This window comes from Alcanivorax sp. DG881 (assembly GCF_000155615.1).
Classification (GTDB): Bacteria; Pseudomonadota; Gammaproteobacteria; order Pseudomonadales; family Alcanivoracaceae; genus Alcanivorax.
Genome location: NZ_DS989915.1, coordinates 3,667,640 through 3,681,577 on the forward strand (window position 1 = coordinate 3,667,640; position 13,938 = coordinate 3,681,577).

Sequence of the window (13,938 nt, forward strand, 5' to 3'; positions counted from 1 at the left end):
CTCCTACAGTGGCATCGATAAAACTGGCGAGCTAACTCGTCATTTGGGAGAGGCGGTTCCACCGCAAAAACGCCCAACAGCAAACAGACAGCAGAGCAAAAAAACATGGCAGAAAACGCAACAAACACAACACGCCAGCCCCAGTCGTCCTCCAGTATGGCCGACGAAATTGACCTGCAACGTCTGTGGGGGCTACTGGTCGACTACCGCTGGCTGATTATTGGCACCACGCTTATCGCTCTGTGCCTGGGCGTAGCTTATAGCCTTATGGCCATCCCCATCTATAAGGCTGATGCGTTACTGCAAGTGGAAGACAAGCAGGGTGGCGTGCCTGGGTTTTCTGAACTGAACGAACTGTTTACAGAAGAATCTTCTGCCGATGCGGAGATCCAGATCATCCGTTCACGGATGGTGCTGGGTGAAATCATTGACCAGCTACAGCTGGATATTAAGGTCGAGCCTGACCGCCTTCCTTTAATTGGCGGGATCGGCGCGGCAGATCCCGCGCCTGAATTTGTGCCCAAACCTTTGTTTGCAGGTTATAGGGACAACGAAACTTTCGTGACTATCAAATCTTTCCAGGTCCCGGAAAATCTGGAGGGAGAATTGTTCACCTTGGTTGAAGAAAACGGCCAACCCGCGCTGTATTTTGACGAGCAAAAAGTGGGCAGCGCTCCGCTAGGCACCGTGATCACCAGTGAAGACAAACGCATTACGCTGGAGCTGGGGGAATGGGATTACGGCGAAGAGCCGCTAACGCTGGTGCATCAAACCCGCGCCGAAGCCGTTAATCAACTTCGTGGCCGCCTTTCTGTCAGCGAGCAAGGGAAGGCGACCGGTATTATTGCCCTGTCCATCACTGGCCCCAACAAAGCCCGGATACGCGCTATTCTGGACGCAATCAGCGAAACCTATTTGCTCCAGAACATCAAACGCATGTCTGCAGAAGCGGAGAACAGCCTAGATTTCCTGGACGAACAACTCCCTGAAATCAAAGAAAAACTCAATGGGGCAGAAGAAAAGCTCAATGCCTATCGATTGAAAAGCGAATCGGTAGACCTGTCACTGGAAACCCAGTCTGTGCTGGAACGCCTGGTCGCCATTGAAGCGAAAATTAATGAACTGAAAATCAAGGAAAGCGAAGTCTCTGCCCGCTTTACCCGCGAGCACCCGGCTTACCGAACCCTGATTCAACAGCGGGGCTCCCTGATTCAGGAAAAAGACGAGCTCAACAAACAAATAAAACAACTACCGGAAACCCAGCAGGAAGTGCTGCGGTTGATGCGTGACGTAGAAGTAAACCAGGAAATCTACGTGGGCCTGCTTAACAAGGTGCAGGAGTTGCGCATCATGAAAGCCGGCACTGTCGGTAGCGTGCGCATTATCGATAAAGCCCTGGTGCAACCTGAACCGGTCAAACCCCAAAAGTCCCTGATTGCCATTCTGGCTGCCATGCTGGGGGGCATGGGTTCTGTCGGTGTCGTCCTCCTTAAAGCGGCCTTTAATCGTGGTATCGAAAGCCCGGAACAGCTGGAAGAGCAGGGCATCTCTGTGTATGCCTCTATCCCGTTGTCTGAACACCAGCAAAAGGTAGACCGCCTGGAGGCCCTGAAGCGCCGCCGCAAGCGCAAGAAAGACAAAGACCCCATCCCGTTGCTAACCCTGTCAGACCCAAACGATCTGGCTGTGGAAGCCTTGCGTAGCCTGCGCACTAGCCTGCACTTCGCCATGATGGAAGCCAGTAACAAGGTGCTTATGGTCTCTGGTCCCAGCCCGGGGGTCGGCAAATCCTTCGTTTCTGCCAATCTGGGTGCGGTGCTCGCCCAAACGGGGCAAAAAGTGGTGGTGGTCGATGCCGATATGCGCAAGGGCCATATGCACCGTTTCTTCGAAAACAACAACGATGCAGGGCTGTCAGACTATTTGTCTGGCCAGGTCGAACAAGACGCCATTGTTCAGTCGACCCAAATGGAACATTTGGCCTTTATTTCCCGCGGGCAGGTGCCACCGAATCCGTCTGAGCTACTGATGCACGACCGGTTTAAAGCACTGATGGAATCTCTGAGTGCTCAATACGACATCGTGCTGGTGGATACCCCGCCCATCCTTGCGGTAACCGATGCCGCCATCGTGGGCCAGCTGGCCGGCAGCAGCCTGATTGTCACCCGCTTTGGCGTAAACAGTGTTAAGGAAGTGGACATCTCACTGACACGCTTTGCGCAGAATAATGTAGAGATTAAAGGGGCGATTCTCAATTGTATGGAGCGCCGTGCTTCCAACGAATACGGCTACTACGCTTACGAATACGGTAAAAGCAGCAACTAACCAGTAAAAGCGTCGCTGGCGGCGCGATGTGGTAACAACGACTAAATATCAGCACACAACGGAATGGATAAAGAATGGAACTGAATGACATCAAACTGGCGGTAATTGGGTTGGGCTACGTTGGGCTGCCACTGGCGGTGGAGTTTGGCAAGCACCGGTCTGTTATCGGTTTTGATATCAACCAGGCCCGTATTAATGCGCTGAATGCGGGCCATGATGCCACTCTGGAAGTCAGTGATGAAGAGCTGGCCAGCGCCAGTCAACTGCAATTCAGCGCTGACCCGGCCAGCCTTGGTGATTGCAACGTTTACATTGTTACCGTGCCAACGCCAATTGATGAGCACAAACGCCCGGATCTCGCGCCGCTAATCAAGGCTTCAGAAAGCATCGGCAAGACCTTAAAAAAAGGTGACATCGTGATTTACGAGTCCACGGTGTACCCCGGTGCCACAGAAGAAGATTGTGTGCCTGTCTTGGAGGCGGTTTCCGGGCTGACGTTTAACCAGGATTTCTTTGCAGGTTACAGTCCAGAACGGATTAATCCCGGCGATAAGGAGCACCGTGTAACCACTATAACCAAAGTGACGTCCGGTTCCACACCGGAAATCGCAGAGCTGGTCGATCAGCTGTATGGCTCCATCATTACCGCTGGCACGCACAAGGCATCCAGCATAAAAGTGGCAGAAGCGGCCAAGGTGATCGAAAACACCCAGCGTGATCTGAATATTTCACTGGTCAATGAGCTGTCCATGATTTTTAACCGCATGGGAATTGACACGGAAGAAGTGTTGCAGGCTGCGGGCACCAAATGGAATTTTCTGCCTTTTCGCCCAGGCTTGGTTGGCGGGCATTGCATTGGCGTGGACCCCTACTACCTGACCCACAAGGCGCAGTCCATTGGTTATCACCCGGAAGTCATTCTTGCTGGCCGCCGCATCAACGATGGTATGGGGCGCCATGTGGCCAGCGAGTTGGTCAAAGCCATGCTCCACCGTTGCATTCAGGTTAATGGTGCGAGGGTTCTGGTGATGGGCTTAACCTTTAAGGAAAACTGCCCTGATTTGCGTAATACCCGGGTTGTGGATGTGGTCAAGGAACTGCAGGACTACAACATTACCGTGGATGTACATGACCCCTGGATCGACGCTGCCGAATCAGAGCATGAATACAGTATCAGCCCGGTGGCGCAGCCGCAGAAAGGTGCCTACGACGCCATCATTCTGGCGGTGGGCCACAACCAGTTCAAGGCCATGGGCGCAGACGATATTCGTGGATTGGGCAAGCCCGAACATGTCCTGTACGACCTGAAATACACGCTCCCCAAAGATCAGGTGGACCTCCGGCTGTAGGAGCTTACCTGCAAAAGAAGGTTTTGTAGGACCTTCGCAAAGCGAAGGAACGCACGCAGGGCGGCCCCGAAGGGGTGAGCGCAGCGAATAATGCCACTTGAGGCGCGAAAGCAACATACAAACACAGGCTAAACCATGACTACCCGCTACGAACAAGTGAAAGCTGATCTCCAATCCAACCCCAAAATCTGGTTGATCACCGGTGTCGCCGGTTTTATCGGTTCAAACCTGCTGGAAGCCCTGCTGAAGCTTGATCAAACGGTGGTCGGGCTGGATAACTTTGCCACTGGTCATCAGCACAATCTGGATGAGGTCCAAGGGTTGGTCACAGAGCAGCAATGGCTGCGCTTCAAGTTTATTGAAGGTGATATTCGCAATCTGGACGATTGCAATAAGGCGGTCAGTGGTGTGGATTATGTACTGCACCAGGCGGCGCTGGGCTCTGTTCCCCGTTCTATATACGACCCCATCACCACGAACCAAGCCAATATCGATGGTTTTCTGAATATGCTTGTGGCCAGCAAGGATGAAGAAGTCAAGAGCTTCACCTACGCTGCCAGCAGCTCGACCTACGGTGATCACCCAGCTTTACCGAAACAGGAAGATGTTATCGGCAACCCCCTCTCACCCTACGCCGTAACAAAATATGTCAATGAACTGTATGCATCGGTTTTTTCTCGAACCTATAATTTCCATAGCACCGGGCTTCGCTACTTCAATGTTTTTGGCCCACGTCAGGACCCGAATGGCGCTTACGCGGCGGTTATCCCAAAGTGGACAGCTGCAATGATCCAGAATGAAACGCTATACATTAATGGTGATGGTGAAACCAGCCGGGATTTCTGCTTTGTCGATAATGCGGTACAAGCAAATATCCTTTCAGCGGTTAATGGTGAATTAAAAAGCAGTGAAATTATTAATGTGGCGTGTAATGACAGAACTACATTAAATCAACTTTTTGAGCTCATTCGACAGGCTTTGAATAATCAATCGATCCATTATAAGAAAAACCCTGAATATAGAGATTTCCGAGCAGGTGACGTGCGTCATTCACAGGCAGATATAGGTAAGGCTGGTCGGCTGGTTGGTTATGAAGTGCTCTACCGTGTCGGGGATGGTATTGAAAAAGCAATGAGCTGGTATGTCGCAACACTTGCTAAAAATATTTGAGTAGGTTTTTTTGATATGCACAAAAAAGTGGATTTCTTTATTGTTGGTGCTCCAAAGTGTGGAACAACTGCATTGGTGGAATACTTGAATGCAACTAACGAGGTTTTTGTTCCACCAATAAAAGAGCCTCATTTTTTTTGTTTTGAATGGCCCGAGTTCCAAAGAGTGCGTACTTTCGACGAGTATCACGCTTTATATGACAGGTCTGGGAATAAACTTTGCGGTGATGCTTCTGTTTGGTATCTGTATTCGAAAGAGTCAGCAAAGAATATTAAGAATTACAATGATGAAGCGAAAATTATAATTATGCTGCGAGAGCCTGTGGCTGCGATGCAGTCCTTGCATTCTCAACTGCTGTTCTCAGGAAGAGAGGATGTCAATGATTTTACGAAGGCTGTCAACCTGGAGTCTGAAAGATCGAAGGGCAACTTTTTACCAAAAAACAGCATTGTAAATGAGCATCTTTTATATTCAGAAGTTTATTCTTATGAGGAGCAGGTCTCTAGGTACATCGAATTATTTGGCGAAGAAAATTGCAAGATTGTTTTGTACGAAGATTTTTTTAAAAGTGTAGAGTCTGGTTTGACCGATGTCATGAGTTTTTTGGGATTAAATTTGAAGTCTGCTGAAGGGGTGGAACTTAAGAAGGTTAACTCTAATAGGGTGCACAGGTTTCCTAGAATTGCTCATTTTGTTATGAGGCCGCCGGGGTTTTTGGGTGTTGTTAAAGAGTGGTTAAAAAATACCTCTTTAATGAAAGGAAGGCCCATTATGCGTCCAGTCTACAGGTTTTTTTCAGAGGGGAGAAAAAGGAGGTCGATTGACAGTTCTCAAATATCCTTATTAAGGAAAGGTTTTGAAGAAAAAAATATTAAGCTAAAGGATGTCGCGAAAGTGGATATCTCTAAATGGTAACCTATAAACCAAGTGAAATTGAAAAAAAAGTATTGGGAATTGCGGTTGCAGGTTTTCTTCTGTCAACTGTTTTTTTTCAAGACTTGACTGTAAAGCTTTTTGTTCTTTGTGCCGCTCCGTGGTTGTTTTTTTTGTGGTATGACTTTTCGCGGCCGGAAGGTGTGCTGACTTTTTTTCTCTATCTTTATAGTTTTTCTTATCCTGTGTTCCTGTTTTTGACCGGAAACAATTATTTTCTAAGTGAATTAATTGAGACAAGCAGCCTGTCTCTTTCCGGTTTTATTCTTGGTTTTTCACTGTTCCCATTAGTGGGGGTGGTGAAAATGAAAGAAACCACACGGATTGAAAAAACCTCCTTTTACAACTTTATTGGTCGGGTATCTGTTTTTGTTACCCCGTTGCTTCTTTTATTTTGTTGCGTTGCAGTATACAAGCTTGGCTTGTCGTCAAAAAGAGAAATCAACGATTCTGGCGGAAGTGTGGCTGTAGCAAAAGAGCTGCTCTATGTTTTATTTATGTGCGCAAGCTTTTATTTGTGTTTCAAAATGAAACATGGAAAAGATTTTAAATTGCTTTTTTTTTATTTTGCAACTCTCTCACTCGTGGCTCTGCTGGTTCTAGGGGAAAGAGATATTTTCTTTAGGTTTTGTTTTGTTGTTGTGCTTTTTTACTTCTCGTGCTTGGCTGGCTTCAAGAAAAAATATTATGTGATGTCTTTTTTTATTATTTTATCTGTTCTTTCTTTTAGTCAGCAAATTAAAAGTGTTTTGGTTACAGGTTCAATGCATTCTGCTACTTATTCAGGGTGGGAGTGGATGTTTTATAATGAATTCGCTTCTGGCTCTAGAAATCTTAGGCAGTTGATGTTGAGCGGAGGGTATTATGATACTCCAAATTTAATCTGGATGGATTTTGTTAGATTTCTGGATGTTTTTGGTTTGGTTGATAATGCTCAGAGTTCCACGGCATGGTTTAACTCAGTATATAGGAACTATGCAGGTGTGGCGGGCAACTCTGGTTGGGGATTCGGTATTGTGCCAGAATTATATGCTGTTTCTGGGAATCTTGCTGTTTTTGGTGGTTTTTTTGCGCTTTCATTTCTATCATCTTTTTTATTTAAAGCTTTGGAGGGAACGCTAACAGGAAGGGTGCTATTCTTTTTCTTTGTTGCAGCACTCATTTATAGCTTTAGAGCAGATTTTGCTAACTTGCTTGGCCTTTTTGTTAAATGGACTTTGATCCCTTTCTTTGTAATCTGGGGCTCCTATGTTGTCTTGGCTAAGTCTGGAGGAAAGGAAATATGACTGGAAGAGATTTGTACTCCAAGCTAATTTTTGTTTTCGATTTTCTTTATTTTCTGTTTCGTATTTTTCCGCTTTCAGTTAAGCAGTTTCTATATTCCTCCACCTTTTTGTTTAGAGGAAAGTTTGGTGCAGGGATGCGTTACGTTTTGGTTAAGGCCATGGTAAAAGAGCTGGGCAGAGCTTCATATTTTGCCGCTAATACTGTTATAAGAAACCCAGGAAATATTGTGATTGGGTCTAATTTAAGTATGCATGATTTTTGCTATTTGGATGGATATGGTGGAATAAAACTAGGGGACAATATTTCGATAGCTCACGCTGTTTCGCTAATTTCTTTTGAGCATACGTGGGGGGATCCATCTAAACCAATAAAATACAATAAAGTCAAAGGCGCAGAAATTGTGATTGATGATGATGTTTGGATCGGGTGTGGTGTGCGTATTTTGGCTGGTGCACATATTGAATCTAGAGTGGTTGTGGCGGCGGGTGCGGTTGTAAAAGGGAGGCTCGATTCTGGCTGGGTTTACGGTGGAGTGCCTGCGAAAAAGTTGAGGGCATTATGAGCGGCAAACTACTTTTTATCCATGATCATAAATTTTTTAAAACAAAAGACGGATGCTACTATTCAGAGGGAAAGTTGCCAAGCTCAGCTTTTGAGCGATTTTTAAATATTGCTGACTCGATTACGGTTCTTTGCAGAAGTAAAGATACCAATGATGCCGATGGGCTTGTTATTTCCTCATCTGATTCGGTGGGTTTTTCCCCTGTCACGGGGCGTACTTGGTTAAGTATATGGGGGCGATATTTCTTTTCAAATATCAGGCATGTTATAGCTTTAATTGATGAGGCTGATATTGTTGCTATTCGCCTGCCTTGTATATTTTCCTTATTTGTTTTTCCTATCTTGATGATAAAGAGAAAACCTTATGCGGTAGAGGTTGTTGGTGACGCCTTTGAGGCGATCTATAATTCTGGGGGGAGGAGGGCAAGTTACAAGTTTTTAGGTTGGTTTTTTGATTTTTATACTAAAATAATAGTCTCTAGAGCTGTTGGTGCTATATACGTTACAAGGTATAAGCTTCAAGAAAAGTATAAAGGAGGAGAGATGGTTTCTTATGCCTCCAATGTTTCTATCGGCAGGGTTTGTGAGTCGGTGATTTCTGATCGTGAAAACCATATTCGGTCCATGGTAAAAAATGAAAAATTTAAAGTGGGCGTTATAGGTTCATTTAGTAATAATTATAAAGGGATCGATGTTTTAATTGAGGCTGTATCAATTTGTAGGAAGTCCTCCTTGTTGGATATTGATTTGCATGTCTTAGGTTCGGGCGAGGTTACTGTGCTTAAACCAGCTATTGAGAAATTCTCAGCTCAAAATTGGATTTTCTTTGATGGAAGAAAAAAAAGTGAGGAAGTAGCTCTCTGGCTAGATGCTCTGGATTTATATTGTCAGCCAAGTCGCACAGAAGGGCTGCCCCGAGCCCTCATAGAGGCAATGAGCCGTGGTTGTCCAGCCATAGCTACTACTGTCGGCGGTATACCCGAATTGTTGCCAGAGTCGCGCCTTGTAGAAAGTGGTGACTCGGCTGCTTTAGCCGCTAAGATCAGCGAATTACTGATCGAACCTGACCTGATGGTCGCAGATTCGTATAAAAATTTTGAAGTGGCTAAACAGTATTACTCTGACGCGCTTGAAGAAAGAAGAAAACAGTTTTGGGAAGGTGTAGCTATATCATGTGGTTCTTGATTAATTAGGTGGTAAAAGTGAAACGGGTTTTGATATTGGCAAGTTATGCAGATTCATTGCTTAACTTTCGTGGAGCTTTAATCCAGTCTGCTATATTGGCTGGTGCGGAGGTGCATGTGGCTGCACCGGGGCTAACATGTTGTTCAAAAATAACTAAAGAGCTCGAGTGTAAGGGGGTTGTTGTGCACGACGTGATAATGAGACGTGCCGGTTTAAATCCTATTTTCGATATTGTTACATTTTTTAGTATTTTTATTATGCTTCGAGCCGTGAAGCCAAATGTAATGCTCTCCTATACTGTCAAACCTGTTATTTATGGTGGTATCGCTGCTTGGTTTGCTAGAGTTCAATGTAGGTTCTCTTTAATTACTGGATTGGGTTACGCCTTTACCGGGAATGCCTCTGGTAAGCGTAAGTTTTTAAAACGTGTGGTTCGATTGCTTTATCGTTTTTCTTTGGCGAGGTCTCATGGCGTTTTTTTTCAAAACCCTGATGATGAAGCCTTGTTTCGTGGTCTTGATATCCTTCCTGGTATTGTGCCGTCTTTTGTTGTTAATGGTTCAGGGGTTGATACCTCTGAATATAGGCCTGCTCCATTTCCTTCTAGAACATCATTTTTGCTTATTGCCCGCCTATTAGGTGACAAGGGGGTAAGAGAGTATGTCCAAGCGGCTGAAAGTGTGAAACTGAAATACCCCAAAGTTTCATTTGGTTTGGTTGGTTGGATTGATGAGAATCCTGACGCAATTGGTAAGGCTGAACTCGATTCTTGGGTAAAAGCAGGAACGATAGATTTCCTTGGCAAGCTAGCTGATGTAAAACCTGCCATCACTAATAGTAGCGTTTATGTTTTGCCCTCGTATAGGGAGGGTACACCGCGAACTGTTCTGGAGGCGATGGCAATGGGGCGTCCAGTAATAACGACAGACGCTCCCGGTTGTCGAGAGACTCTTGTCGATGGCTACAACGGATTTTTAGTTCCTGTCAAAGATGTTAACGGTTTGGTTGCTGCTATTCTTCGTTTTATTGAATCACCAGAGATTATTTCTGTTATGGGTGGCAGGTCACGAACTATTGCGGAAAATAAATATGATGTTAATAAAGTAAACTCCTTTATGCTTAATAAGATGGGTATCCAATGAAGCGAATTATGGACGTCATTGGTTCTTGCTGTGGACTGATTGTGCTTAGCCCGATAATTATTTTGCTTGCCATTCTCGTTCGTACCAAACATGGTTCCCCTGTTTGCTTTCGTCAAGTTAGGCCTGGCATAGAAGGCAAACCATTCAAGATGATTAAATTCCGTACCATGACGGATCAGCGGGATTCAAACGGCAACCTATTGTGTGATTCTCAGCGCTTGACTCGTTTCGGGAGTTTTCTTCGTTCCACTAGCCTTGATGAGCTGCCTGAACTCTGGAATGTCGTTAAAGGTGAGATGAGTCTAGTGGGACCGCGCCCGTTGTTGATGGAGTATCTCCCGCTGTATAACGAGCGCCAATCTAAGCGTCATTTGTTGCGACCTGGAGTCACTGGCTGGGCACAGGTTAATGGCCGCAATGCCCTTTCCTGGGAAGAGAAATTCGAGCTGGATGTATGGTATGTGGAAAACCGTACCCTGTGGCTGGATATTAAAATTCTGTTTCTTACGGTCTGGCAGGTAGTTAAGCGTGATGGCATTAGCCAGGATGGTGAGGCAACCATGTCCAAATTCACGGGTAGTAACAAGTGAGTAAACGGCTAGGTGTGATCGGTGCCGGCGGCCACGGCAAGGTAGTGGCGGACGTTGCAGGACGCGCTGGCTGGACTCAAGTGGTTTTCTTCGATGCCCGCTTTACCTCGGGTGACTGCGCGCATGCTCACTGGCCTCTTTTTGCTGCGCCTGAAGATGCGGCAGCCCATGAGTGTGACGGCTATTTTGTTGCTATCGGTAATAGCGAAGAGCGCCAGCAATGGTGTGATTGGCTGCTGGATAACGGTTTGCCACTGGTTTCTCTGGTTGACCCTTCTGCCGTCGTCAGTGAGTACGCCACCATCGAGCCGGGTGTGTTGATTGTGGCTGGCGCCGTCGTGAATGTGGATAGCTATATTTCTCAGGGGGCGATCGTGAATACCCGTGCCTGTGTGGACCACGATTGCCATATAGGCACTTACTCCCATATCTGTCCTGCAGCGGCGTTGGCTGGAACGGTTAAGGTGGGTGCTCACAGCTGGATCGGTATTGGTAGTCAGGTAAAACAAGGCATTAGCATTGGTGATGCCGTTATTGTTGGTGCTGGTGCAACGGTTGTCTCTGATATTGATAATGACTTGACGGTGGTGGGGACGCCTGCCCGTTCCCGTTAATTTTTCCATTCGAGGTTTTTAATGCTTAACGGCCCTTTCTCTCCCTGGCCTTCCTTTACCCAGGAAGAAGCTGATGCAGTGTCTCGCGTACTCCTTTCCAATAAGGTCAATTACTGGACCGGCCAGGAAGGCCGTGAATTCGAGAAGGAATTCGCAGCCTTTGCGGGTGCTGACTATGCCATTGCTGTAGCCAATGGCACCTTGGCACTGGATCTCGCCCTTAAAGGTTTGGGTATAGGCGCCGGTGATGAGGTGGTGGTGACACCGCGTACCTTTCTGGCGTCGGCAACGGCGGTGATTAACGCCGGGGCTACACCCGTATTCGCGGATGTGGACCCGGATACCCAAAATATTACCCCCGCGACTGTTGCGGCGGCGATTACGCCGAAAACCCGCGCCGTGGTGGCTGTACACTTGGCGGGCTGGCCCTGCGACATGGATGGCATGATGGCCTTGGCTGTGGAGCAGGGGTTGTTCGTGATTGAAGACTGCGCCCAGGCTCACGGTGCCACCTATAAAGGCAAGCCGGTTGGCGGCCTGGGCCATGTGGGTTGCTGGTCGTTCTGCCAGGACAAAATCATGTCCACCGGTGGTGAAGGCGGTATGGTCACGGTGAATGATCGCGATTTGTGGTCCCGGATGTGGAGCTTCAAGGACCATGGCAAGAGCTGGGATGCGGTGTACGAGCGTGAGCATCCGCTGGGATTTCGCTGGTTGCATGAGTCGGTGGGCACTAACTGGCGCTTGACAGAAATGCAGTCAGCAATTGGTCGGATTCAATTGCAGCGGATGCCGGAGTGGACTACCGCACGCCAAGCTCATTGCCGCGCAATCTGGGAAACAGCGGCATCACTGCCTGGGTTACGCGTGCCGGTGGTGCCGGAAGACATCGGTCATGCCGGTTATAAGTGTTATGTGTTTGTGGATGAGGCTGTTGCTAATGACCCTGTTGCGGATGTGCGTGACCGGATTATGAATGCGATTGTGGCGGAAGGCGTGCCGTGTTTTTCAGGGTCTTGTTCCGAGGTGTACTTGGAGAAAGCGTTTACGGATCTTGGGCTCGCGCCTGAGGAGAGGCTTCCTGTTGCTCGATCGCTGGGTGATAGCGCGTTGATGTTTCTGGTGCATCCTACATTGACGGCTGAAGAGGTGGAGAAAACCTGTTCGGTGCTGCATACCGCCGTAGGCAGGGTAATGTCTGCGGGCAGGAGTTCTTACTGAGATGGCAATGTCCTTTCTGTCCCGGTTGCGTGGTGAAACGGGCAGGGCTTTAATTCGTACCTTTCTGGCAAAAGGAGTGTCGGCCTTTGGTGCTCTGGGGCTTGTAGTGATTGTTGGCCAGTTGTACGGCCCCAAAGGTGTGGGCGTTTATGCTCTGGCGCAAAGTATTCTACTGGGCTCAGGAATTCTGGCTAGAGGCGGGATGGACAATGCGTTACTCCGTTTTATTGGCCGCGATTTTGAATCTCCGCAAGTCAGGCGCTACCTCTATATGGCGGGGTTCCGTAGTTTGTGGGTGAGTATCCCCTTGTCGCTGACTTTTTTTTTGTTGCGAGCCGAAGCTGAGAATTTTTTCAACATGCCTGGACTTTCCGGCATGCTTCTGGGGATCAGTCTTGCTATTCCTTTCTATACTTGGAGCTTTTTGCTTGCGGGTTTTTTTAAAGGAATACGCAAGCCTGCTACGGCTGCTTTCCAGGAGAATGGCGCGATTGCGCTGATCGCTGGTGGATTGATTCTGCTGCTGGAGACGCTGGACAAGTCCGGCTCTCCAGGGCTCGACGTGTTGGGATGGGTGTATCTGTTGGCGGCGATTGTGGTTGCGACTCAGGGCCATGTGATAGCACTAAGATGGCTCGGTTCTCATAGCTCTTCTGAGCAGTCATCTTGTATTGGTCCAAAGGATATGACCGAGTTTCGTGGCGCGTCTTTGTCTTTTTTCATCATGGGGCTCGCTGGTTTCATGCAGGGGGCTCTTGGCATTATGATCGCCGGAAAGTTCCTTGGCTCTGTGGAGTTGGGGCTATTCAAGTCTGCACAGCAGATCGCTATCTCCGTTGCTTTTGTGCTTATGGTGATCAATGCCATTTTCCCTCCCCGGTTTGCTGCGCTCTATTATCAGGGAAGTATGACGGAGTTGGGTGGGACGGCTCGTCGAGCAGCTTTATTTGGACTTGGGCTGTCCGCACCGTTTTTAGTGGCTTGTCTGTTGGTGCCAGAGTGGATATTGCGCTTCCTTGGTGAAGGGTTTGACCCGGCGGCAAATCTCCTGCGGATTTTGGCATTGGCTCAGCTGGTAAATGTGGCGACAGGATCCGTGGGGTTTCTGTTAAACATGACCGGCCATGACCGCGCTATGCGCAATATCTCACTTTTTTCTAACGGCGTTGGATTGTTAGGGTTCTTCCTCCTTTCGCCTTGGTTGGGCGCATTGGGGGCCGCGCTTGCCTTGGCTTTTGTCTTGGTTGCGCAAAATCTCATGGCTATGTTCTTTGTGTGGATCAAGCTAGGTATCTGGACTTTACCGGGGCCTAATGTTCTAAAGTTATTGGGTGTCCGCCCACGTGTATAGTTCGCATGTCGGGTTACGGCCTTCGGCCTAACACGACCTGCGGGCGACTTTGCAACAAATTGAAAAAGATCTGTGATTGCGGGTGATTATCACGGACATCAGTATCCGTTTGTCGCTTAATTGTCACCGTTCATGACTAGATTGCCTCGAAATTAGTGCTTTTTACCCGTTGGATATCCTGAGTAACGGCTTATAATGCTCCCCCGGCTA

At 47.7% G+C, this 13,938-nt stretch carries 12 protein-coding genes; all 12 read left to right on the plus strand.

Annotated elements, in window-relative coordinates; translation table 11 throughout:
* Positions 1 to 105: 105 nt before the first annotated feature.
* The 12 genes from ADG881_RS16575 (at position 106) to ADG881_RS16630 (ending at position 13,728) form a co-directional block, all read left to right on the plus strand.
* Complete coding sequence (locus tag ADG881_RS16575; protein ID WP_039927004.1) at positions 106 to 2,325, plus strand: polysaccharide biosynthesis tyrosine autokinase; 2,220 nt, start codon at positions 106 to 108, stop codon at positions 2,323 to 2,325.
* 74 nt (positions 2,326 to 2,399) lie between these two features.
* Positions 2,400 to 3,674 (plus strand): Vi polysaccharide biosynthesis UDP-N-acetylglucosamine C-6 dehydrogenase TviB, encoded by a 1,275-nt coding sequence (gene tviB / locus ADG881_RS16580; RefSeq protein ID WP_007149785.1) that lies wholly within the window; start codon positions 2,400 to 2,402, stop codon positions 3,672 to 3,674.
* Between the two features lie 135 nt (positions 3,675 to 3,809).
* Positions 3,810 to 4,844: an NAD-dependent epimerase/dehydratase family protein gene (locus tag ADG881_RS16585; protein ID WP_007148891.1), complete on the plus strand. Its 1,035-nt coding sequence runs from the start codon at positions 3,810 to 3,812 to the stop codon at positions 4,842 to 4,844.
* 15 nt (positions 4,845 to 4,859) lie between these two features.
* Positions 4,860 to 5,759 (plus strand): sulfotransferase domain-containing protein, encoded by a 900-nt coding sequence (locus ADG881_RS16590; RefSeq protein ID WP_050760181.1) that lies wholly within the window; start codon positions 4,860 to 4,862, stop codon positions 5,757 to 5,759.
* Positions 5,753 to 7,063 (plus strand): hypothetical protein, encoded by a 1,311-nt coding sequence (locus ADG881_RS16595; protein WP_007150708.1) that lies wholly within the window; start codon positions 5,753 to 5,755, stop codon positions 7,061 to 7,063. The genes ADG881_RS16590 and ADG881_RS16595 overlap by 7 nt, the downstream gene beginning before the upstream one ends.
* Entirely contained in the window at positions 7,060 to 7,626 is a 567-nt protein-coding gene (locus ADG881_RS16600; RefSeq protein WP_039927006.1) for an acyltransferase, read from the plus strand. The genes ADG881_RS16595 and ADG881_RS16600 overlap by 4 nt, the downstream gene beginning before the upstream one ends.
* Positions 7,623 to 8,810, plus strand: a complete 1,188-nt coding sequence (locus ADG881_RS16605; RefSeq protein WP_007150964.1) for a glycosyltransferase — start codon at positions 7,623 to 7,625, stop codon at positions 8,808 to 8,810. The genes ADG881_RS16600 and ADG881_RS16605 overlap by 4 nt, the downstream gene beginning before the upstream one ends.
* A 17-nt stretch (positions 8,811 to 8,827) precedes the next feature.
* A complete protein-coding gene (locus ADG881_RS16610; protein WP_039927566.1) occupies positions 8,828 to 9,952 on the plus strand; it encodes a glycosyltransferase family 4 protein in 1,125 nt (374 codons plus the stop codon).
* A complete protein-coding gene (locus ADG881_RS16615; protein ID WP_039927008.1) occupies positions 9,949 to 10,542 on the plus strand; it encodes a sugar transferase in 594 nt (197 codons plus the stop codon). The genes ADG881_RS16610 and ADG881_RS16615 overlap by 4 nt, the downstream gene beginning before the upstream one ends.
* Positions 10,539 to 11,156, plus strand: a complete 618-nt coding sequence (locus ADG881_RS16620) for an acetyltransferase (RefSeq protein WP_039927010.1) — start codon at positions 10,539 to 10,541, stop codon at positions 11,154 to 11,156. Before ADG881_RS16615 ends, ADG881_RS16620 begins: the two co-directional genes overlap by 4 nt.
* A 21-nt stretch (positions 11,157 to 11,177) precedes the next feature.
* On the plus strand, positions 11,178 to 12,377 hold the full coding sequence (locus ADG881_RS16625; protein WP_007151423.1) for a DegT/DnrJ/EryC1/StrS aminotransferase family protein: 1,200 nt from the start codon (positions 11,178 to 11,180) through the stop codon (positions 12,375 to 12,377).
* Position 12,378: 1 nt separating this feature from the next.
* Positions 12,379 to 13,728 (plus strand): lipopolysaccharide biosynthesis protein, encoded by a 1,350-nt coding sequence (locus ADG881_RS16630; protein ID WP_007151183.1) that lies wholly within the window; start codon positions 12,379 to 12,381, stop codon positions 13,726 to 13,728.
* The last annotated feature ends 210 nt before the right edge of the window (positions 13,729 to 13,938 follow it).